General features: G+C 67.1%; 23 protein-coding genes and 1 tRNA gene. 10 read left to right on the top strand and 14 right to left on the bottom strand.

The features are described 5' to 3' along the window. Positions 1-3: 3 nt before the first annotated feature. Genes MAA8898_RS21070 through MAA8898_RS21060 form a run of 3 tightly spaced genes read left to right on the top strand, consistent with a single transcriptional unit; the run spans position 4 to position 2,331 of the window. Positions 4-1,890: a nitric oxide reductase activation protein NorD gene (locus tag MAA8898_RS21070; protein WP_094023010.1), complete on the top strand. Its 1,887-nt coding sequence runs from the start codon at positions 4-6 to the stop codon at positions 1,888-1,890. Position 1,891: 1 nt separating this feature from the next. Beyond that, complete coding sequence (locus MAA8898_RS21065; protein WP_094023009.1) at positions 1,892-2,065, top strand: protein NnrT; 174 nt, start codon at positions 1,892-1,894, stop codon at positions 2,063-2,065. Further along, positions 2,062-2,331 carry an NnrT protein gene (locus MAA8898_RS21060; protein WP_094023008.1) on the top strand — a complete coding sequence of 90 codons (270 nt, stop codon included), beginning with the start codon at positions 2,062-2,064 and terminating at the stop codon, positions 2,329-2,331. The genes MAA8898_RS21065 and MAA8898_RS21060 overlap by 4 nt, the downstream gene beginning before the upstream one ends. 675 nt (positions 2,332-3,006) lie before the next feature. On the opposite strand, the gene MAA8898_RS21055 is transcribed toward MAA8898_RS21060, so the two are convergent. The 7 genes from MAA8898_RS21055 to MAA8898_RS21025 form a co-directional block, all read right to left on the bottom strand. Beyond that, the gene (locus MAA8898_RS21055) at positions 3,007-3,255 is read right to left on the bottom strand and encodes a ParB N-terminal domain-containing protein (protein WP_094023007.1); all 249 of its coding nucleotides are present in this window, start codon (positions 3,253-3,255) and stop codon (positions 3,007-3,009) included. Positions 3,256-3,437: 182 nt separating this feature from the next. After that, positions 3,438-3,512: transfer RNA gene (locus tag MAA8898_RS21050), tRNA-Gln, on the bottom strand. Between the two features lie 60 nt (positions 3,513-3,572). Next, complete coding sequence (locus MAA8898_RS21045) at positions 3,573-4,571, bottom strand: GGDEF domain-containing protein (RefSeq protein WP_094023006.1); 999 nt, start codon at positions 4,569-4,571, stop codon at positions 3,573-3,575. After that, on the bottom strand, positions 4,568-5,170 hold the full coding sequence (locus tag MAA8898_RS21040; protein WP_094023005.1) for a heme NO-binding domain-containing protein: 603 nt from the start codon (positions 5,168-5,170) through the stop codon (positions 4,568-4,570). The genes MAA8898_RS21045 and MAA8898_RS21040 overlap by 4 nt, the downstream gene beginning before the upstream one ends. A 170-nt stretch (positions 5,171-5,340) precedes the next feature. Further along, complete coding sequence (locus tag MAA8898_RS21035) at positions 5,341-6,912, bottom strand: trimethylamine methyltransferase family protein (protein ID WP_094023004.1); 1,572 nt, start codon at positions 6,910-6,912, stop codon at positions 5,341-5,343. A 177-nt stretch (positions 6,913-7,089) separates the two neighbouring features. Beyond that, entirely contained in the window at positions 7,090-7,800 is a 711-nt protein-coding gene (locus MAA8898_RS21030) for an HAD family hydrolase (RefSeq protein ID WP_094023003.1), read from the bottom strand. Next, positions 7,797-8,081 carry a DUF3572 domain-containing protein gene (locus MAA8898_RS21025; protein ID WP_094023002.1) on the bottom strand — a complete coding sequence of 95 codons (285 nt, stop codon included), beginning with the start codon at positions 8,079-8,081 and terminating at the stop codon, positions 7,797-7,799. Before MAA8898_RS21025 ends, MAA8898_RS21030 begins: the two co-directional genes overlap by 4 nt. 112 nt (positions 8,082-8,193) lie before the next feature. On the opposite strand from MAA8898_RS21025, the gene MAA8898_RS21020 reads away from it, so the two are divergent. Continuing rightward, a complete protein-coding gene (locus MAA8898_RS21020; protein ID WP_094023001.1) occupies positions 8,194-9,654 on the top strand; it encodes a diguanylate cyclase in 1,461 nt (486 codons plus the stop codon). 19 nt (positions 9,655-9,673) lie between these two features. On the opposite strand, the gene MAA8898_RS21015 is transcribed toward MAA8898_RS21020, so the two are convergent. From MAA8898_RS21015 to MAA8898_RS21000, 4 genes are all read right to left on the bottom strand, one after another. Then, a complete protein-coding gene (locus MAA8898_RS21015) occupies positions 9,674-10,192 on the bottom strand; it encodes a periplasmic heavy metal sensor (RefSeq protein WP_094023000.1) in 519 nt (172 codons plus the stop codon). 4 nt (positions 10,193-10,196) lie between these two features. Then, entirely contained in the window at positions 10,197-10,598 is a 402-nt protein-coding gene (locus MAA8898_RS21010; protein ID WP_094022999.1) for a hypothetical protein, read from the bottom strand. Next, entirely contained in the window at positions 10,591-11,184 is a 594-nt protein-coding gene (locus MAA8898_RS21005; protein WP_094022998.1) for an RNA polymerase sigma factor, read from the bottom strand. Before MAA8898_RS21005 ends, MAA8898_RS21010 begins: the two co-directional genes overlap by 8 nt. 78 nt (positions 11,185-11,262) lie before the next feature. Continuing rightward, positions 11,263-11,847 carry an EF-hand domain-containing protein gene (locus MAA8898_RS21000; protein ID WP_245853531.1) on the bottom strand — a complete coding sequence of 195 codons (585 nt, stop codon included), beginning with the start codon at positions 11,845-11,847 and terminating at the stop codon, positions 11,263-11,265. Between the two features lie 217 nt (positions 11,848-12,064). Here MAA8898_RS21000 and MAA8898_RS20995 point away from each other — a divergent pair, with 217 nt between their 5' ends. Genes MAA8898_RS20995 through MAA8898_RS20985 form a run of 3 tightly spaced genes read left to right on the top strand, consistent with a single transcriptional unit; the run spans position 12,065 to position 13,996 of the window. Next, positions 12,065-12,454 (top strand): DUF983 domain-containing protein, encoded by a 390-nt coding sequence (locus MAA8898_RS20995; RefSeq protein WP_094022996.1) that lies wholly within the window; start codon positions 12,065-12,067, stop codon positions 12,452-12,454. Between the two features lie 8 nt (positions 12,455-12,462). After that, positions 12,463-13,170, top strand: a complete 708-nt coding sequence (locus tag MAA8898_RS20990) for an NUDIX hydrolase (protein ID WP_094022995.1) — start codon at positions 12,463-12,465, stop codon at positions 13,168-13,170. Positions 13,171-13,228: 58 nt separating this feature from the next. Continuing rightward, positions 13,229-13,996 carry an alpha/beta fold hydrolase gene (locus MAA8898_RS20985; protein ID WP_094022994.1) on the top strand — a complete coding sequence of 256 codons (768 nt, stop codon included), beginning with the start codon at positions 13,229-13,231 and terminating at the stop codon, positions 13,994-13,996. Between the two features lie 160 nt (positions 13,997-14,156). Here MAA8898_RS20985 and MAA8898_RS20980 read toward each other — a convergent pair whose 3' ends face one another. Further along, on the bottom strand, positions 14,157-15,122 hold the full coding sequence (locus MAA8898_RS20980; protein WP_094022993.1) for a LysR family transcriptional regulator: 966 nt from the start codon (positions 15,120-15,122) through the stop codon (positions 14,157-14,159). Between the two features lie 65 nt (positions 15,123-15,187). On the opposite strand from MAA8898_RS20980, the gene hisD reads away from it, so the two are divergent. Then, complete coding sequence (gene hisD / locus MAA8898_RS20975) at positions 15,188-16,498, top strand: histidinol dehydrogenase (protein ID WP_094022992.1); 1,311 nt, start codon at positions 15,188-15,190, stop codon at positions 16,496-16,498. Between the two features lie 12 nt (positions 16,499-16,510). Here the strand turns inward: hisD and MAA8898_RS20970 are convergent, their stop codons facing one another. Continuing rightward, positions 16,511-16,861, bottom strand: coding sequence for an arginine transporter (locus tag MAA8898_RS20970; protein ID WP_094022991.1), 351 nt, complete (start codon positions 16,859-16,861; stop codon positions 16,511-16,513). A gap of 247 nt (positions 16,862-17,108) precedes the next feature. Between MAA8898_RS20970 and MAA8898_RS20965 the strand changes: the two genes are divergently transcribed. Then, the gene (locus MAA8898_RS20965; RefSeq protein ID WP_094022990.1) at positions 17,109-17,729 is read left to right on the top strand and encodes a hypothetical protein; all 621 of its coding nucleotides are present in this window, start codon (positions 17,109-17,111) and stop codon (positions 17,727-17,729) included. A 90-nt stretch (positions 17,730-17,819) separates the two neighbouring features. Here MAA8898_RS20965 and MAA8898_RS26405 read toward each other — a convergent pair whose 3' ends face one another. Continuing rightward, a complete protein-coding gene (locus MAA8898_RS26405) occupies positions 17,820-19,142 on the bottom strand; it encodes a hypothetical protein (protein WP_094022989.1) in 1,323 nt (440 codons plus the stop codon). Positions 19,143-19,295: 153 nt separating this feature from the next. On the opposite strand from MAA8898_RS26405, the gene lepA reads away from it, so the two are divergent. Then, positions 19,296-21,101, top strand: a complete 1,806-nt coding sequence (gene lepA / locus MAA8898_RS20955) for a translation elongation factor 4 (protein WP_094022988.1) — start codon at positions 19,296-19,298, stop codon at positions 21,099-21,101. Positions 21,102-21,370 lie beyond the last annotated feature (269 nt).

Here is a 21,370-nt window from a genome sequence, read left to right as displayed (position 1 = left end):
AAGATGCGCCTGTCCGATCTCATGGAACCGGAAGAAACCGTCGGAAATCTCTGGCACGACATGGCCAGCGGGATCGGACAGGCCGTCACCTATCCTGAGGCGGGCGTACCGCTTGCCTCCGTCCGGCCCAGCCTGTCGGTGCTGTTCCGCGCCCTGGGCGGGGCGGCGGGGGTGGAGTTGTCCGAAACCCCGGCAACCCTTGTCCGTCACCGCCAGCTCCTGCGCCGCAAGCTGGGGGCGGAACGCGACCGCGAATGGGTGGCGCAGTATGATGGCGAACGGCTGTCCCTGCCCCCGTTCATCGCCGCCTTTCCCGAGGCGCGGCTGAACCGCGCCGCCTATTTCTGGCTGACCGCGCTGGCGGCTGTCAGCGATCCCGCCACGCTGGGTCTGGCCGGCGAAGGCCCCGCGCTGGACGGCGCCCAGATCCGCGCCAATGCCGCCGCCTCTGATGCCGCTTATGCGCTGTGCCCCGGCCTGCGTGAGGATTATGCCGAAATGGCGCGCCTTTGCGCCGCTACACGGACCGATCTGGCGCGCCCCGCGCAAGAGGCCATCTTTGAAACCGCCATCCGCGACCAACTCTGCGGGGGCACCCCTGTCGTCGCCTGTTCCGGCACGCCGCGCGGCTACATGCCCTTTGCGCCGGTGCCGATCTGGCTGCGCTTTGCCGTACCCGGTTCGGGCAGTGCCGCGACCGAAGAACAGGCCGATCCCGCCGCCCCGCCGCCCACTGCCGCGCTGACCAGTCGCAAGCTGGGCATGCGCAAGGATCAGGATCAACAGAACCGCAAGGACAGCTTTATCATCCACCGGTTCGAGTCGATCCTGTCGTGGGTCGAGTCAATGAACATCAACCGCAGCGTCGACGATGACGACGATGAAAACGCCCAGAAGGCCGCCGACGATCAGGACAACATCACCCTGTCCAAACACGACCGCAAGGCCGCGACCCGGCTGCGCCTGCATCTGGATCTGTCCCCCGCCGATGCTGACCACGAGGCGCTGGCCGGCGAACACACCTATCCGGAATGGAACCACCGTTCACGCAGTTACATGGACGGCCATTGCCGGGTGCTGGATGCCCCCGCGCAGCCCGACGCCGCGCATCCCTACCGCGCCGATGAGCGTCGCATTCGCGAGGTGCGCCGCCAATTCGAGGCGCTGCGCCCGCGCCGCATCCTGCAACCGCGGCAGGTGGACGGGACGGAACTGGACCTGGATGCGCTGCTGACCGCACGCGCCGATCTGGTCGCCACCGGGCGCGGATCGGATCGCATCTGGCAGGCCGCGCGCCAGACCGAACGCGACCTGTCGGTCGCCTTCCTGATCGACACGTCGCGGTCGACAGAGGCCGCGATCGGCGACACCTCCGTGATCGAAGTCGCACGCGAGGCCATGGCCGCGCTGGCCGCCGGGATCGACGCCGCCGGCGACCGTCTGGGGATCTGGGGTTTTTCCTCGTTGCGCCGGGACCGCGTGTTCCTGACCCGCTGCAAGGATTTCGATGCGCCGATGAACGCGGCGATCACCGCCAATATCGGCGCCCTGAAACCTGGTCACTACACCCGTCTCGGCGCCGCCATCCGCCATGCCAGCGCGCAGCTGGCGGCCGAACCCTCGGCCCGCAAGCTGCTGATCGTGCTGACCGACGGCAAGCCCAACGACCTCGACCACTACGAGGGCCAGCATGGCATCGAGGACAGCCACATGGCCGTGCGCGAGGCCCGCCTTGCCGGTCACGCCCTGCACGGCGTCATCATCGACGAGGACGGGCAGGACTGGTTTGCCCGCATCTTCGGGCGCGGCGGCTTTACACTGTTGCCCAACCCCGAGCGCCTGACCCGCGCCCTGCCCGACATCTACCGCAGACTCACTCAGGAGACCTGACATGCGCTATATCCGTTTCCTCCCCGCCCTTCTTGTGACCCCCGCATGGGCCGAAGGCTTTGACCGCCCGATCCCGCAGGCGCAATCGGCCACGGCCGAGTTCTGGTACGCCCTCGCCTGCATCGCGCTGATCGTGTCGATGATCGCCGTGCACCGGCTGGTGTCCCGGCGATGACCCGCCAGGGCTGGTCGACGGCGCGGATTGCCCTGGTCCTGTATCCGTTCGGAGCAGGCGCGATGGGCGTCAACGTTTTCTTCGCCGCGCTCATCTTCAGCTGGGTTGGCGGGCCGGTGCTGTCGACCGGATGGGCCATTGCGATCGGCTGTTTGATCGGCGTTCCGGCAACCTGGACCTTTGCCCGCCATATCCGCCACCTGATGGATAAATCCGACACGCAAGCGGCAGACGAAGGAGCCTCACACGGCACGGACTTCGGCTGAGTAGATGCGCGCATGGCCGGGACCGGCGCCGTTCGGGTTGCGCCGGTTATTTTCTGTTCACCGCGCTTTGAGCGTCGTTTGCCATGGCCCTGCGGATCATCGCATTGGCGGGTGCGCTGGATTTGCCGACACGGGGTCACCAGTCAATGCCGATCCACTCCAAGAACGCCTCGTGGGCGAGCCAACCCGACTCCTGAACCTGCTCCGGTGCCCGACAAGGCTGACTGCGCGGGAGTTCGGTGATCCTTGCTGGACCGCAGCGGAATTTCCAGCTTTGTCGCGCAACAGCCGAAAAGGACTCATCGCGGACCCCAGCGTGGCAGCTGTTGGGCACAAGCAAACCCGATCCGCCAACCCACAAGACCAGAACCTGGGAAACCTGCAACGAAGCCGCGAAGCTGCGTGGCTCCCCGACGATCCATTGCCCGGCGGTCGCTGCTCGCAACGATGCAAGGGAGGGTCGAGCCGGATACGGTCCGGGTGCCGCCACCGACCGGCTAGCGCCGCCGACATCCTAACTACGGTGATGCCATGATCCGGAAGGGTGGCAAAGCCTGGCGAGCGTGACGGTGCAACTGCCTGTGGTCCCCGATGGAGACGACCCTGGGTATTCCTTCGAGAGACATGGTTTTCAGCGGTGGGATTGCCCAATGTCACAGGCCGCCGACTTGCCAGCTAGTGCAAGCGGGCCCTGACAATATACGCATCCACAGAGGTCTCCCCCAGGATGCGAAGAGCTTCCAGCCGATGCAGCCCCTCCACCAGTACGTAACTGGTGCCGTCCGCGCGCACTTGAATCGGCGTAAGTTGACCGTCCTCGATGATGCTCTCGGCGATCAGTTGTACCTTTGCCTCATCCAGCGTCTTCTTCCGCTTGAGCGGCACACGGACATCTTCGATCGCGACGCTTTGCTTTACCAACATTCCAAGAGCATGCTTCAGTTGCGGCCAACAAGCCAGCGTGCAATTCAGGACAGCCTGATGAGCCGGTGGGACCACTTGGGCGTTCCGCTCACTCTCAATCGGGGCCGCGCTTGGGGCAACGGCTCCGAAGTGGCCTTCAGCGACAGCTTGCAAAGCAAGACGTCATGAGCGGATCAAGGAACTGGCTGGGGTGGTAGGATTCGAACCTACGGTACGCGGTACCAAAAACCGTTGCCTTACCACTTGGCTACACCCCAACCGTGGCGCGGTGAATACGCCGAGCGAAAGGCAGGATCAAGACCAAACTTGCCAGAAATTTACCGGCCTTCGACACGTGCTTCTGCCCCTCCCGAGGCTGCCGGATCGTAGAAACTGTACTGCGCGCGTCCTGACCGTTTCGAGGCATAAAGCGCCTCGTCCGCGCGTTCGAGCAGCTGCGCGGGATCGGCCGCGCCGTCATGCGACGTGGCGATTCCGATGCTCGCAGAGACGTGGCAGAGGTGCCCGTCGTAGGTGAGCGGCTCCTCGATGCGGCGGATCAGGCGCGCGGCGATCTCTCCCAGGCGGCCCGGATTCGCCAGGTTGGCGAAAATGATGACGAATTCGTCCCCCCCGACCCGCGCTGCGGTGTCTTCCTTGCGGGTGATTTCTCCCAGCACCCGGGCGACATGCCGCAGGACCATGTCACCGGCCGCATGACCCATCGTGTCGTTCACCTGCTTGAAGAAATCGAGGTCGATGTGCATCAGCGCGTAGACCTCTCCGCTGCGGCGCAGCCGGTCCAGCACCGCCTCCAGCGCGCGGCGGTTGCGCAACCCGGTCAGCGTGTCGGTATAGGCACGTTCCTCGGCGGCGACCATGGCGCCCTGCAACCGGGTGTTGAGGTTGCGCGACGATTCCATCGCGGCTGACTTCGCCTCCACCAGGTACAGCATTTCGACGGCCAGGTCGGTGGGCGCAAAATCCGTGCTGGTCAGGGCATAGTCGCGCACCGCGTCGACGACATAGATTCCGAACGACAGGTTGATGACCGCCCCGCCCTTGCCGTCGGACAGCAGGACGCCGTACAGCATGGTGCGCATCCCGCTGCGCAGGCGTAGGCGGATCTTGCGCCCCTCGGTTTGCAGCAGTTGCTCCATGCTGGCCACGGTGCGCGGGCGGTAGACTTCGAAGATTTCGAGAAAGCGCGCGCCCTCCAACCGCTCGCGGCTGAGCTTGTGGAGAGTCGGGCCGGCCTGTCGTATCTTTCCCTGCGGGTCCAGCACCACGTGCATCGGGCACAAGTGGTGCAGGATTTCTTCTGGTATGGTGCTCATTCCCCCACTCCTGCGCCCTTGCTGGCGGCAAGCTCGAATTCCCGGCCTTCGGCATAAGCCGTTTCGATCACCGTGATCTCCAGGACCTGTTCACCACGCTGCCCGCTCTCGGCGTCCAGAAGCGCGAGCGCGCCGTAGTCATCGGCCATGGCGCGCAGGACCCCCATCATCACGTAACCGAAGCCCGGCAATCCGACGCCGACGCGGAGACGGAACCGGTTGGCCCCGGTCTCGCTCAACTCCAGGTCGGGCAAGACCAGGTCTGCCACAGCCAGGCGCGTCCGGTCCGGCAGATCGTCCAGGGAATGCAGGAACTCGATGAAATCGACGCCGCCAAAGCGCAGCAGTCGGCGCAGCCCTTCGCTGTTGGGATGCGAGACAAGGTAGGTCCCCACGTCCTCCCAAATCGTTTCGGCGGGTTTGTTGAGCTGCCGTTCCGTGGCCCCGATCAGGGCCGTATAGGTCTGTGCATCGTAGTTGAGCATGGCCTCGAAGTCAGGGACCTCGAGATTTGCCCGCTGGGCGATGTCGGACCAGACCGCAGGCCCGTATGTATCCTCGACAAAGACCTGGAAGGTCCTCAGGATCAACCCATGCATATCACCAACCTCATCCTTGCGAGAAGCATGGCGGCGGGCGATTAAAAATCATGTAACAGGAAAAATTGTGAGGGTTTTGGCCGGGCGCGATCCGGCCGAGAACCCGGCGTTCGCAGCCAATTGGCGACACCCATCCAGCATCGGTCGCACCGCCCCCCGCGGGGCGCGGTTCAGAAATCGGTGGGCGCGCCGCCTTCTTCCTTGCGCTTGGCCACGAAGGCTTCGAGTTCCTCGCGAATGGCCGGGTCCATCGGCGGCTCCTCGAACTCGGCAATGATGCGCTTGAACTGCGCATGCGCCCGTTCCGGCGTCCAGAGCCCGCCGGAGGCCTCCCAGGCCTCGAAATTCTTCCAGTCCGACAGGAACGGTTGGTAAAACGCCGTCTCGTAACGGTCCTGGGTGTGCTGCACGCCGAAGAAATGCCCGTTCGGGCCCACTTCGCGGATCGTCTCGACCGCCAGCGCATCGTCCGAGACATCGCAGATCTCGGGCTCCATGTAGCGCTGCAATTGCTGCAACACTTCGCAATCCATGATGAATTTCTCTGGACAGGCGATCAGCCCGCCCTCCAGCCAGCCCGCGGCGTGGTAGACCATGTTGGTCCCCGACTGGATCGCCGCCCAGAGCGAATGCTCGGTTTCCCACATCGCCTGCCCGTCGGGCACGTTGGCCGCGCAGACGCCCGATGAGCGCAGCGGCAGACCGTAGTAGCGCGCCATCTGCCCGGTCATCTGTGTCGCGCGCATGTATTCCGGCGTACCAAAGGCCGGTGCGCCGGTCTTCATGTCCACGTTGGAGGTAAAAGTGCCGATCACGCAGGGCACGCCCGGGTTGATGATCTGCGCCAGCACCACCGCCACCAGCGCCTCGGCCAGCGACTGAGCCACGGCGCCCGCCATGGTCACCGGCGCCATTGCGCCCGCCAGCGTGAAGGGCGTCACCACCAGCGCTTGGCCCCGCCGCGCCAGCCGCATCCAGCCGTCCATCATCGGGAAGTCATGCTTGAGCGGCGAGGTCGAGTTGATGTTGGTGTACATCCGCGGCGTCGCATCGAACTCCTCGTGCGTGAGGCCGCCGGCGATGCGGACCATCTCCATCACGTCCTCGACCCGCTCCCTGCCCAGCGAATAGGCGTGCATCACCTTGTCCGACAGCGTCAGCTTGTCGAACAGCACGTCCAGGTGGCGCACGCTGGGGTGGATGTCGACCGGCTCTACCGGGTAGCCGCCGGCGAAATGGATGCAGTTGAAGAACTGTGTCAGCTTCAGCAGGTTGCGGCACTGCTCGCGCGTGCCGGACACCTTCTTGCCGATCTCGAGGTCGTAGTAGTTGGGCGGGGACGACACGTTGCCGAACAGGATGTGACCACCGCCGATCACCAGTTGGCGGTCCGGGTTGCGCGGGGTCAGGGTGAACTGCGCGGGCGCCTTGGCGACGTAGTCCATCACCATGTCGCGGCCCATGCGGACGTTGTCCCCCTTCACGGTGCAACCCGCCGCGCGCAGGATCTCCAGCGCCTCGGGGTTCAGGAACTCGATCCCGATCTCCTCGAGGATGCGCATGGTCGCCTCGTGCATCCGCGCCACGCCTTCCTCGGTCAGGGGCTCGGTCGGGCGGTCGATGTTCACCGGAAGGCGCCAGGGCATCTGGTCGATCACCGAGCCACCCCGGCGCGTGTTGCCGGAACGTCCCCCGGTGCGGCGGCGTTTGGGGGCGATGATCTGCTCTGCGGCGTCGGACATGGTGACCCTCCGTGTCATGTAGCGCCCATGACACCGTGCCCGCATCGGCGTTTCGCCGCCGTTTCCGACGAAATCCGTCGCAATCGAAGTGTCACTTGGGCGGCCGTCAAGGCGATAGGTGACTGTCGCCCATCGCCGCGGGTCCGTCTGATCCGTTTGCGCCCCGCGTCTTGCCTTTCAGCGACGCGCCGCCTGGCTCAGCCAGCCGGTCAGGTGGCCGATATCGGGCAGCACCACATCCGCCAGCGGCGCGAGCACGTCGGCCGAGGCCATCCCTGTCAGCACGCCGGCGGTCCACATGCCCGCGGCCCGCCCCGCGGCAAGATCGTGCAGGCTGTCGCCCACCATCACCACCCGGTCGGGCCGGTGCCCGGTGGCCCTGGCAAAGGCAAGGAGAGGCAGGGGCGATGGCTTGGCGCCGTGGCCGCTGTCCGCCCCGGCAACAAAGTCGAACATGCCCTCGATGCCCGCCGTGCGCAGGTGCGCGCGCGCCACGCTTTCGCTGTCGTTGGTCATCACGCCCAGCGTCAGCCCGCGCGCCGCCAGCCCGGCGAGGAACGGCACCAGCGCCACCGCTTCGCGCAGCGGTGCGGTGGCCGCCTCGCGCACAATCAGCGCCTCCAGCGCGCCAACCTCCCGCCCGGGCAGCACCCGGGCCAGCAGTTCGGCCACTTCGCGGTTGGTTCCCGCGATCACCGGGCTGTGCGGCAGGAAACTGCCGGTCTCTAGGTCGAAGACCAGCGCCTCGGCCAGCGCCCGCCGCCGGCCGGCATCGCCTTCGGCGAGGTGCTCGATCAGACCGGCAGCAAAGGCGTTCCAGGTGGCGCCGAAGTCGAACAGGGTGCCATCCTTGTCAAAGAGAACAGCCTCGATCCGCGGTCCGATCATGTCCAGTGGACCGTTTCGCCGCCCGGCAGATGGGCACGCGCCAGCATCGGCAGGAGCGGCTCCAGATCCTGTTCGGAACAAAAGGCCGTGATCCAGGCATCGTCCATCAAAAGGAAGTCCAGAACCGCTCCCTGAAAGGCCGGGTCTTGCAGGCTGGCGCGAAAGTCCGCCTCCGACGCGCCCGTCGCGCCCAGGAAGACCGGCAGCAGGTCATCGTTCGCCGCCAGCCAGGCCACCGCCTGCAAACCGACCGTTTCGGCGACTTCCCGCGACAGAGTCATTTTGATCACTTTCCGAAAGGGTTTCTTAACCAATCTTCATCAAATCTGAGGTTATGTGAAAGTGCAAGCAGCCTGCTTGCTGACGCGCCGCACGCAGCGGGGGGTTCGGAAGATGTCAGGACGAATACTTGTTGTGGACGCAGTGCCCACGAATCGCATCATCTTGCGTGTCAAACTCTCTGCCGCCTACTACGAAGTGATTCAGGCCGACAGCGGCGCCAACGCGCTGGACCTGGCGGCCCGCGCCTCGCCCGACCTCGTGATCATCGCCGCAGACCTGCCGGACATGAGCGGGCGCGAACTCTGTGCCCTGCTCGACGAACAATCGCCCGACCTGCACATTCCCGTGATCATCGTCCACGCCGAGGACGATCCGGGCGAACGGCTGGCCTCGCTGGCCGCCGGGGCCGACGACGTGCTGGCGCGCCCGGTCGACGACATGGTGATGCTGGCGCGGCTGCGCTCCTTGCTGCGGGCCCGCGACGCCGAGGCCGAGCTTCAGCTGCGTGACGACACGCGGCGCGCCTTGGGCCTGGCCGAACAGGGCGCCGATTTCGTCGCGCCGGCACTGGTGCGGCTGGTCGCGCCGCCAAAGCACCCGGCCACGCGTGCGCTCTTGGACGGGCTGAAGACGCGGATTTCCGACCGGATCGAGCTTGTGGACCCGGACGACGCCCTGCGCGAACAGAACCGCCCGCCCGATGTCGTGATCATCGCCGAGGCGCCGGGCAGTCTGGGCGAGGGCCTGACCCTGCTGCCGCAGTTGCGCGCCAGCCGGCACACCCGGCACTCGGCGTTGATCTACATCGCCCAGCCGCACCAGCGGCGCGAAGCGGCCAGCGCGCTCGACATGGGGGCGAATGACCTGCTGTCGTCCGGGCTCGACCTTGACGAACTGGCGATCCGCCTGAAAAAGCAGATCGACCGCAAACGCACCAATGACCGCCTGCGCGCCAACATGCGCGACGGCCTGCGCGCGGCGGTCTGCGATCCGCTGACCGGGCTCTACAACCGCCGCTATGCCGTGCCGCACATCTCGCGCCTGGCCGAGCGGGCGGCGCAGAAGAACCGTCCCTATGCCCTGCTGCTGGCCGATCTCGATTTCTTCAAGCGGGTGAACGATGTGCATGGCCACGCGGCGGGCGACGCGGTGCTGGTCACGCTGGCGCAGCGCCTGAAGGACAACCTGCGTGCCGCCGACCTGATCTCGCGCTGGGGGGGCGAGGAGTTCCTTGTCGCGATGCCCGACGCGGAACGCACCGCCGCCAAGCACACCGCTGAACGTCTTTGCCGGATCATGGCACGCCATCCGGTCACCCTGCCCGACGGCAAGCAACTGACGATCACCCTGTCGATCGGCGTCGCCATCGGCACCCCTGGCTCGGGCGCCGGTCCGCTCGACCTGATCGAACGGGCCGACCGGGCGCTGTACGCGGCCAAGCATGGCGGCCGCAACATGGTGGTCATGGCGGACACGGTCCACCCTTTGCCAGCCCGCGACAAGTCCAGGGTTCTGCGGGCGACCCGTAACACCGAACTGCCGCCGTCACCGCGCCGCGCGGGCCTGACCTGACCTGACCTGAGGATATGTGTCAGTCGCGCCCGGGTGCGCCGCGGTGGCGGTCTTCGCCGCCCCCGCGCCGGTGCATCTTGCCGATTTCCTGCTCGAGCCGATCAGCGTAGGCCCGCCGCGCCTCGGGGTCCATCGCGGCAAGATAGGCGCTCAGCACCTTCTGGCCGCGCGCGCGCACTTCGGCGCCCCGCGCCGCCTGCGCCGCCAGCAGCGCCTCCATCCGCGCCGGGTCGTAGGGGTCGGCCCGCAGGATTTCCAGCGCCGTGCGATAATCCTCAAGGTAGCCCTCGCGCAGCGGCGCGCCTTCGCGCGGCAGGCCGCTGCGCAGGTCGCGCCACAGCGCGTGCCGCTGGTCTTCGTCGAAGGCGCGCGTGTAGGGCAGCACGGGATCGGCCCGGTCGCCCCGCACCAGCTGCGGACCCTTGAGCACAAAGCCCGTCACAGCGCCCACCACCAAGAGGTTGAGCGCCAGCGACACGAACAGCAGGACCCGCACCCAGCGGCGCGGACCACCCTTGATGTCATGACTTTCGGTCATCGGCTCACCCTTCCAGCAGCGACAGGTCGAACCCGCCGAGCGGATCCACGCCCAGCGTTCCCAGCCCGGCCGCATCCACGCCCCAGTAGTCCGACAGGCTGTCCGGCGGGCTGACCCCGATCCAGATTCCCGCAGCACAGGCGGCAGCCAGGCCCGCCATGCCGATCCAGCCGCCCAGCGCTTCGCGCAGCTGGCGGACCAGCCCGGCGCGGCGTGGCGTCACCGGACCCGTCGTCGGGCGAGCCGCCGGTTGTTCGGCCAGCGCCAACGCCTCCATCCGGGCCAGGAAATCCCCGCCCGGCTGCGGCGTCGTGGCCCGCGCGGCGGCGAAAAAGCCGTCAAGCGCGGCCTCATCCCCGCCAAAAGGGGCAAACAGGCCGTTCCGGTTGTCCTTGCGCTCAGTCATCGTCCCGATACCCCAGTTCATCGCGCCGACCCAGCAGCGCGTCCTCCAATGCCCGTTTGCCGCGCGCCACCAGACTCTCCACGGCGCGGGGCCCGATGTCCATGATCTCGGCGATCTCCGGGTTCGAGAGCCCCTCGATGTGCCGCAGGATCACCGCCTGGCGTTGCCGGTCCGGCAAACCGTCCAGCGCGCCCTGCAACGCCTCGGCGCGCGCCTGCTGTTGCAGGCCCTCCGCGGCCGAGGGGGACTCGTCCGCCGGTTCCGGCACCGCGTCCAGGTCGGTCCCGCCGCGCCGCCGCCGCATCCGGTCGATGCAGAGGTTGGCCGTCACCCGGTAGAGCCAGGTGGTGACCTTCGCCTCGCCCCGGCGCCAGCCGGGGGCCGCGCGCCAGAGCCGCAGCAGCGCCTCCTGCGCCACGTCCTCGGCCTCGGCCCGGTCGCCGCCCAGCATCCTTGCCGCATGGGCAAAGACGCGCGGTGCCAGGCGCTGCGTCAGCGCCCGCGCCGCGGCGGCGTCGCCGGCGGCATAGGCGGCCAGCAGGTCCTCGTCCGCATCGGCGCTCATGGCTTCGAAAGGCATCTGCAATCCATCGTTCCGCGCTACCCCGGCAAGGCGCCGCGTGCAACGGTCCGGGCGACCGTTCGCGCCGCCCGGACCTCATGGTCAGCCGTCGTCCGACATGTCGGGCTTGCCGAAGAACGGAAAGCCGTGATGCCCGCCGCGGTGCCCGCCCTCGCGGTGGTGATCACCACGGTCGCCACCAAAGCGGCCCATGCCGCGTTCCCGGCCGAAGGCGCCGCGCGCCTGCTGCATCTCTTCCAGCGTCAGCGCACCGTCGCCATCGGCGTCAAGCCGGTCGAACATCGGCTCCGGGCCGCGCGCTGCCTGCGGTTGACCCGCGGCCAGTTCCTCGGCGCTCAGCAGGCCGTCACCGTCGGTGTCCATCCGCGTGACCATGGCCTGCACCCGCTCCATGCGCCGGGCATCGCGGGCGGCTGCCATCTCGTCCTGCGACAGCTTGCCGTCGCCGTCGGTGTCGGCCGCGGCAAAGCGCGCCGCGCGAAAGGCCTCGATCTCGTCCTTGGTCACCTTGCCATCGCTGTCGGCGTCGATCTGCGCGAACATTTCTTCCATCATCGGCGCCCCGGCGCCGCGGTCGCCGTAGCCCTTGCCGTGGGCCATCGCGATCCCGGCCGTGCCCATTGTCACCACCAGTGCGCCCGTCATCCAGAGTGCAGTGCGTTTCATGTCGTGTCCTTCCAGAGGTTGTCTCAGGGTTGCGATCCGCCCTCGCTTGGGGCGTTTCTGTAGGCTTTCACGGCCCGGCCCGCGCATTCCGTCGAAAAAATCGCCCCGCTCGGGTCACGCTGCCGTGATCTGTGACATCCGGCCGCAAGGACGTTTTGCGCCCTTCCGGCCGACCCAAGCAGCCGCCATTTTCGGGCACGGACAAGCGAGGCAAGACATGACAGAAACGCAACACAGCGAGGGGCGCGACCCCCTCTGGCCGACGCTTTGGCGCGGCTGGCGCCGGCGTTGCCCGAAATGCGGCAGCGGACAGATGCTGACCGGCTACCTGACAGTGCGCGACAAATGCCCGGTCTGCCGCGAGGACCTGCATCACCACCGCGCCGATGACGGCCCCGCCTACCTGACGATCCTGATCGTCGGCCACATCATGGCGCCGCTGCTGCTGATCGTGTTCACCACCTGGCGGCCGGAACCGCTGGTGCTGTTCACGATCTTTGCCGTTGGCTGCATTGCACTCTCGCTCTACCTTCTGCCAAGATTGAAAGGGGTGATCGTGGCCTTCCAGTGGGTTCGCGGCATGCACGGCTTCGCGCCCCACAGTTGAGGGTGCCTATGACCGACAAGACCATGGACAAGACCGCGATCCGCGATGCCGCCACCGTCATCGTCCTGCGGGACCGCGAAACGCGGCCCCGCGTCCTGATGGGACAACGCGGCGCCAAGGCGGCCTTCATGCCGAACAAGTTCGTCTTTCCCGGCGGCGCGGTCGATGCGGCCGACGCGGCGGTGCCGCTGGCCCGCCCGCTGCCGGCGATCTGTGCCGCCCGCCTGGCCGAAGACGCCGCGCGCGACATGACGCATGCGCTGGCCGTCGCCGCGGTGCGCGAACTCTGGGAAGAGACCGGCCAGGTGCTGGGCCTGCCCGGTCCCTGGCCCGGCGCCATCCCGGGCGACTGGCTGAACTTCGCCGGCACTGGCCACCGGCCCACGGCCGACGCGCTGCAATTCGTGTTCCGCGCCATCACGCCACCGGGCCGCCCGCGCCGGTTCGACGCCCGCTTCTTCCTGCTGGATGCCGATGCACTCGCCTCCGATCCCGACGACTTCGACGCCGCCGCGGACGAGCTGTCGCACCTCCAGTGGATCGCCATCGACGAGATCCGCAACTACGACCTGCCGTTCATCACCGAAGTCGTCCTGGCCGAGGTCGCGGCGCGCGCCACCGACACGACACCGCCCACCTCGGTGCCGTTCTTCCGCAACGACGAGGAGGAGAGCCTGTTTCTCCGCCTGCGTGGCGCCCCCATGGTCGAAGACTGATCGCGGACCGGGTTCGCCTGGTGGCGTCCACCGTCCCGAGGCTGCACGTGAGACAGAGATGCTGAACACGCTTTCATATGGAACGCCCGGCGGCACGCCCCTGCTCATCGTGCATGGCCTGTATGGCTCGGGCCGCAACTGGGGGGTGATCGCCAAGCGCCTGTCAGAGCGCTGGCACGTTCTCACGCCGGACATGCGCAACCACGGCGACAGCCCGTGGAGCGACACCCACGCCTACCCCGACCTCGCCGCCGACCTGGCCGAGGTCATCGACGCCTACGGCGGCCGCGCCCATGTGGTCGGGCATTCGATGGGCGGCAAGGCGGCGATGGTGCTGGCGCTCAGCCAGCCCGACAGGGTCGCCTCGCTGCTGGTCGCCGACATCGCGCCGGTCGGCTACACGCACAGCCAGATCCAGTTCATCGAGGCGATGCGCGCGGTCGACCTGGCGCGGGTCGACAAGCGGGCGGACGCGGTGGCGCAGCTGGCGCATCACGTCCCGGACAAGACGCTGCAAAGCTTCTTTACCCAGTCTCTGGACCTCAAGGAAAAGCGCTGGAAGCTGAACCTCGACACTCTCGCCGCCGAGATGCCGAAGATCCTGGGCTTTCCCGAGATCGAAGGCAGCTACGACGGCCCCACCCTGTTCCTGTCGGGGGGGCTGTCGGACTACGTGCGCCCCGAACACCGCGACCGCATCCGCGCCTTGCTCCCCCGCGCGCGCCATGCCCGGATGCCGAACGCCGGGCACTGGCTGCACGCCGACGACCCGCGTGGATTCGAAGCCTCGGTCCGCGCCTTTGTCGACCACGTCTCTCGGCCCTAGGGCGGGGACATCCCCGCCACCCGCCGAGATTCCGATTTCCTGAAACTGCCGGATTTCCTTCCGAAATCCGCGCGCGGACCGTGGACAGGCGCAGCCGCTGGGGCAATCTGGCGGCATGCGACAGGATCAGGACTCTCCGGCACGCAGAGGGCGCGCGCCGTCAGGTCTCCAACACCCTCAGTTCCCCGTCCAGCCAGGGCAGCTTGGTCAGCGCAGGCGCGATGACCATGTCGCTGACCAGCATCCGCATCGTGCGCGCCACGTCACGCGGCACGCGGTCGGCCCAGTCGGTCCCGGCAAACAGCGAAATGGTCCGCGAAAAGGGTTTGAAGGGCACCGGGTGCGCCTCCATCTGCTCGTGGTAGCGCCCCGCCCGCATGAACCCCAGCGGCGTGGTGATCGTCCAGCCCATGCCGCGCGCGACCAGCGTCATCAGCGACAGGTGCGCGCCGATCTCGAAGCGTTCGGCAAAGGTCAGTTTCTGCCGCGCCAGATGCGCCTCGATCTGCCGCCCGATCAGCTGCGCGCGGTCGTAGCGCAGGATCGGCAGGCTCTCCATCATCTGGCGCACGCCCCCCGCCGCCTCCACCGCACCGCGCGCGCACACCAGGATGTAGGGATCGCGCACCAGCGGGTATTCGATGATCTCGTCCATGACCTCGCCGCTGGAGGCGGCGATGGCCAGGTGCAGACGCCGCGCCCGGATCTCCTCGGTGATCTCGTGGCTGGGGGCGGTGATCAGCTTGAACCGGCAGCGCGTCATGCTGTCGGCCAGGATCGTCACCAGCCGCGGCGTCAGGTCATTGTCGAAATCGTCGATCACGCCCAGGCTGAGGGTCGACAGATGCGTCAGGTCCATGACGGTCAGTTCGTTCTGCGCCAGCCGCAGCTGCCGCAGGATCGCCTGTGTGCGCAGCAGGAAAGACCGCCCCGCCGGCGTCAGCTGCATCGGCCGGCGGCCATGGTCCAGCAAGTCCGCGCCCAAGGCGGTCTCGAGGTTGCGCATCTGCTGGCTGACGGCCGGTTGGCTCAGCCCGGTCAGTTCGGCCGCCCGCGCGACCGAGCCGGTTTCGGCCAGCGCCTCGAAGACTTCCAGACCCCGCAGGGTCACACCTTTCATCATCATGGCTTTACCTTGCACCGCGCCCTTCAAGTTCTTGGTATTCCGGCCTCCCGCGTCAAGGAAAACGCATGTCACACCGTCTGATCAAATCCGCAGAGGGCCTGGCGCCTCAGGCGCAGGCAGATATCGTCGACACCGTCCAGATCATGCTTGCCCGTCTCCGCACGGGACGCGAGGCGGCGGCGCAGGATTATGCCCACCAGCTGGACGGCTGGTCCGGCGCCATCGTGGTGCCGCCCGAAGAGGCCGCCGCCGTGCGGGTGCCCGACGCCCTGCGTGAGGCGCTGGACTACGCGCACGCCAACATCCGTCGCTTTGCCGAGGCACAGCGCGCTTCGCTGACGGATTTCGAGACCGAGCTGCGCCCCGGGCTCTTTGCCGGGCAGAAGAGCCTGCCGGTCCGCGCCGCCGGTGCCTATGTGCCAGGTGGGCGCTATGCGCATATCGCCTCGGCCTTGATGACCATCGTCACCGCCAAGGCCGCCGGGGTGCCGCATGTGACCGCCTGCGCGCCGCCGCGCCGCGCCGCTGACGGCACCGCGCTGGGGATCGACCCAGCGACGCTCTACACCATGCACCTGGCCGGGGCGGACACCATCCTGTGCCTGGGCGGCGTGCAGGGCGTGGCGGCGCTGGCCTACGGCATGTTCGGCACCCCGCCCTGCGATATCCTGACCGGCCCCGGCAACGCCTATGTCGCCGAGGCGAAACGCCAGCTGTTCGGCCCGGTCGGTATCGACATGTTCGCCGGCCCGACCGACGTGCTGATCTTGGCCGACGCCACCGCGGACCCCGCGCTGGTCGCGCTGGACCTGGCCGGGCAGGCCGAACACGGGCCCACCTCTCCCTGCTGGCTGATCACCGATCACGAACCGCTGGCCCGCCGCGTGCGCGACCTGATGCCCGAGACCTGCGCCCGGATCGGCGGCGACAACGGCCGGACCGCGCTGGAGGCCTGGGAGGCCATGGGCGAGATCGTCCTGTGCGACTCGCGCGAGGAGATGGCCGCCGAGGCCGACCGCTACGCGCCCGAGCACCTGCACGTGAACTGCGCCGACCTGCCCTGGTGGCAGGCACGGCTGACGGCCTATGGCTCGCTCTTCCTCGGGTCAGAGACGACGGTGGCCTTTGGCGACAAGGCATCGGGGCCGAACCACGTGCTGCCTACGGGTGGTGCGGCGCGCTACACCGGCGGGCTGTCGGTGCACAAGTTCCTCAAGACGGTGACCTGGCAGCGGGCCGAGGCGGAGGCGCTGCCCGCATTGGCGCACGCCACCTCGGTTATCTCGCGCGCCGAAGGCATGGTTGGCCATGCCATGACCGCAGAGGCGCGCCTGGCCGGACTGGCGCCGCGGGCCACGCTGGTGCGACAAGGCTGAGGTGAGGCAGCGTCAGACGCCGCGGCAGACCTGTTCGGCCCGCTCGGCAAATGCCTTGTAGCGCTGCCAGAAAGCCTCATGCCGCGGGTTGTCCGACTGGCGGATCACCTGCGCCTGGTGCGGATCGGCAAAGAAACTGACCGCAAGCCTCTGGTCCGCGGACGACAGGCCCTGATCGGCGACCCCCTGCACGCAGCCGCACAGCTGCCGCGTCGCCCCCTTGCGCCCCGCCCGCAGGCAGGCGTCCGCGATCGGGCCGGAGGCAAGCCGCACCTGTGATCCCGACGGGCCGCGCTCGGTCCTGTTGCCGCCACCGCAGGCCGCGACGGCCAGGCACGCGGCCAATATCACTGCTCTTTTCATAACCACCTGTCTCTCGTTGCCCGGACGCGGATTTCCCGTCTCTCCCGGCACTGCCCTCGGGCGGCATGATGCGTCAATTGCGCGGCGGCTTCAAGAATCCTCGGGCAACCGGCGCGCCGCCGTGTCCCCGGCACCGCAGCCTCCTGTTGCACGGGTCCAACACCCAGGCGCCCCTGCGCCTCGGCAAAGGTTGAGTCCTGCGCCCCACGTGGCATCCTGCCCGGCCATGACAAGAAGGACAGCAGCGATGCGTCCAGCCGCATGCCTCTTTTGGATCTGCACCAGCCTGATGCTTGCGGGCTGCGCGGTGGACAATGGCAGCCTGGAGCGCGCGCGCCAGAATTACGGCGTCACGAAACCCCGGCCCGAGGCCTTCAAGGTCTGCGGCGGCCACGACTGCCGCAAACGGCTGGATGTCTCGCTGACGGCCGCCGAATGGCGCTCTGTCCGGGCCGCCTTTTCACCCCGCCCCGGGACACCGGGCCAGGAACGCCGGGCGCTGGCCGAGGCGCTGCGCCGGCTGGAGGTGATCGTCGGGCACAAGACCGGCTACACCTCGGACCTGGCCTATTCGACGCTGCAACTGGCGGGCAAGGCGCAGGACTGCGTCGACGAGATGGTCAACACCGCCGTCTACCTCAAGATGCTGGACGACGCCGGCCTGCTGCGCCTGCACCGCCCCGGCCCGCGCGTCACTCTGGGCTTCATGACCCGCCGCTTCTGGACGCACACCGTGGCCTCCATCGTGCAGAAGGACAGCGGGCAGCACTTCATCATCGACACCTGGGCGGTGAAGTTCGGCGAGACACCCTACATCATGGACCGCACCGCCTGGGCCGAGAACGAGCCGTTCCGGCGGGATTTCTGAGCGGCGCATGCTCTGCCGAAGAGGCGGGGCACGACCTATGGCCGACGCGCGAGAAGGTCAAAAGCCGACGCTTCTTGGGCAAGATCCATCTCAAGGGGTTCCAACATCGGCCCCAACGTCCGGCTTCATCAGTTCTTTCGCCGCTTGCCCCGGCTTCATCTGGTTGACAATGAGCCCTCCGACTGCCGCGCCCGCCAAAGGCGAACCCATCATTGCCCCAACGCCCGTCGCCCCCAAAATAATCGCAGTCGGCACGGTGGCTTCACCGACATTCTCCGGCGACGAATAGTGCGCCAATTTCGTCATCAAGACCGTGCGGTAGCCACGAAGCCATAAGGCAAGCCGATTGCTGCGTTCTTCGCCGACCGCTTCGCCAGGCGGCGGGAGGTCATGCAACAAGGCTTCCAGTTGACCGCGAAAGTGATCCACAAATCCCAGGATTTCGTCGCGCAAGTCCTGATCCAGCGCGTTCATACCTCGAACGCGTTCTCGGAACGCGTCCAACTGTTCCAGCAGAGATGCGGAGGATACCGCCAATGCATCTCGATTGAGTGACACCCGCTGGGTGACAACAGCCAACTCTTTCTCTGTGACCGGCGCGGATGTTTCTCCTCCAGCCCGCTCAGCCCCCCAAGCCGCCTCGATCTGCGCAATCGCCTCGGCCACGGCATCCACCCCGGTCTCCCAGGTGTCTGGCGGGATCAGCGCGACACGGCGCTGCAACTCCCAGTCCAGCGGCTGCCCCCGCACCATGCCGTCATACCAACGCCGGAAGAAGTCAAAACGCGGGTCGGTGTCCAGCGGGGTCGGGCCGATATCCTCCGGCGTCAGCTTCTCGGGCGGTCCGGGATCGTGCCAGAGCCGCGTGGACATCATCGCGATAGGGGTTAGAGCCGCATCGGCACAGGCGGCGTCGGCGGCGAAGGCGGCGGCGGCGGCATAGGCGGCGTCAGCGGCCAAGGCGGCGAAGGTGGCGTTGGTGGCGTTGGTGGCGGCGATCGCTGCGGCGTCGGCGGCATTGGCGGCGTTGGTGGCGGCGTTCGCTGCGGCGTTGGCGGCGTTGGTGGCGGCGTTCGCTGCGGCGTTGGCGGCGTTGGCGGCGTTGGCGTTGGCGGCTCCGGCGGCGGCGTTGGCGTTGGCACCGAAAGCGGCGGCGTGGGTAGCGGCGTTCGCTGCGATTCCTATTTCGGGGGTTGGATTTGTGCTCGTAACCCCCGAAATCAGATTACACCGCGCTGTCAAGAGGACAAGGCTCTGCTGAACCTTGCGCGCTTCGTCCGTCGCTTTCCAGAATCTCGGCGCCACAATAAAAAGCCAGACCCGCAGCGCCGCCCGCGTCGCAATCGCCACGCAGACCTCCTGGCTCTGTTCCTTCAGCCAAGCCTCGAACGCCTTTCTATCCTCGAACTCCACCGCACCCTCACACACCCGCCCGCCTCACAGTACACAGGCCCGCGCACCCGGCAACCCGTACCCGCCCCAGCGCGCCACAGTCCCGCCACGCATCGCCGCCCAACCCGCAACCAACCCTTGACCAAACCCCACTTCCACAGCATATCCCGCCCCATGACCACACCCCGTTCGCGCATCCGCAACTTCTCCATCGTCGCCCACATCGACCACGGGAAATCCACCCTGGCCGACCGGCTGATCCAACTCACCGGCACTGTCGCCGAACGCGACATGAAGGAGCAGTTGCTCGATGCCATGGACATCGAGCGCGAGCGCGGCATCACCATCAAGGCGAACACCGTCCGCATCGACTACCCGGCCAAGGACGGGCACACCTACGTGCTCAACCTGATCGACACGCCCGGACACGTCGACTTTGCCTACGAGGTCTCCCGCTCCATGCGCGCGGTCGAGGGATCGTTGTTGGTGGTCGACGCCACGCAGGGGGTCGAGGCGCAGACCCTGGCCAACGTCTACACCGCCATCGAGGCCGACCACGAGATCGTGCCGGTGCTGAACAAGATCGACCTGCCCGCCGCCGAGCCCGAGCGCGTGGCCGAGCAGATCGAGGACGTGATCGGCATCGACGCCTCCAACGCCTGCCTGATCTCGGCCAAGACCGGCATCGGCATCCCCGATGTGCTGGAAGCCATCGTCACCCGCCTGCCCGCGCCCAAGTCGGGCGATCCCGACGCGCCGCTCAAGGCGATGCTGGTCGACTCCAAGTACGACCAGTACCTGGGCGTGATCTGTATCGTGCGGATCATCGACGGCACCCTGAAAAAGGGCGACCGCATCCGCATGATGAAGACCGGCGGCACCTATGACGTGGACGACGTCGGCGTCTACCGCCCCGTGATGACCGCCGTCGAAAGCCTGGGCCCCGGCGAGATCGGCTATCTCAACGCCTCGATCAAGCAGGTCCGCGACACCCGCGTCGGCGACACCATCACGCACGAACGCCGCCCCTGCTCCGAGCCGCTGCCGGGCTTCAAGCCGTCCATTCCCGTCGTCTTCTGCGGCCTCTTCCCGGTCGACAGCTCGGAGTTCGAGGACCTGCGCGACGCCATCGAAAAGCTGGCGCTGAACGACGCCTCCTTCACCTACGAGATGGAAACCTCGGCAGCACTCGGCTTCGGCTTTCGCTGCGGGTTCCTGGGGCTCTTGCACCTCGAGGTGGTCCGCGACCGGATCGAGCGCGAGTATGACATCGACCTGATCACCACCGCGCCTTCGGTGATCTACCACCTCTTCATGCGCGACGGTGAGCGGATCGACCTGCACAACCCCGCCGACATGCCCGACATGTCCAAGGTCGACCACATCGAAGAGCCGCGCATCAAGGCGACGATCATGGTGCCGGACGACTACCTGGGCGCGGTGCTCAAGCTCTGCGAGGACCGCCGCGGCATCCAGATGGACCTGACCTATGTCGGCGGCCGCGCGATGACGGTCTACGACCTGCCGCTGAACGAGGTGGTCTTTGACTTCTACGACCGGCTGAAATCGGTGACCAAGGGCTATGCCTCGTTCGACTACCACCTCATGGGCTACCGCGAGGACAGCCTGGTCAAGATGCAGATCCTGGTGAACGACGAGCCGGTGGACGCGCTGTCGATGATGGTGCACCGCGACCGGGCCGAGATGCGCGGCCGCGCCATGTGCGGCAAGCTCAAGGACCTGATCCCGCGCCAGATGTTCAAGATCCCGATCCAGGCGGCCATCGGCGGCAAGGTGATCGCGCGCGAAACCTTGAGCGCGCTGCGCAAGGACGTGACGGCCAAGTGCTACGGCGGCGACGCGACGCGCAAGAAGAAGCTGCTGGAAAAGCAGAAGGCCGGCAAGAAGAAGATGCGCCAGTTCGGCAAGGTCGAGATCCCGCAAGAGGCGTTTATCTCGGCGTTGAAGATGGATGAATAGTTCAGGTTGAGTGGCGGTGGGTGAAAGCGTCTTCTGACGAGGCCTCGTTTCGGACGTTCAGGCGAGGACCAGAAAAAAACGTCGATAACGTGCCAAAACACTCAAGCACGTCAACCGCATGTATTGATTCGGAGTTTCCTTTTTGGCGCCGATCTACAGAACGACAAATAGTTTCAGATCTCCAATTTGGCCAAGCAGAATGAGACTTTGAAACACATTTCACTCTCCGCCGCCCCATAATATTAGCATGCGCATGTGACGTCACGGGG

The organism is Antarctobacter aquimaris, assembly GCF_900184945.1.
GTDB lineage: Bacteria > Pseudomonadota > Alphaproteobacteria > Rhodobacterales > Rhodobacteraceae > Maliponia > Maliponia aquimaris.
This window is presented reverse-complemented; position numbering and strand designations above follow the sequence as displayed.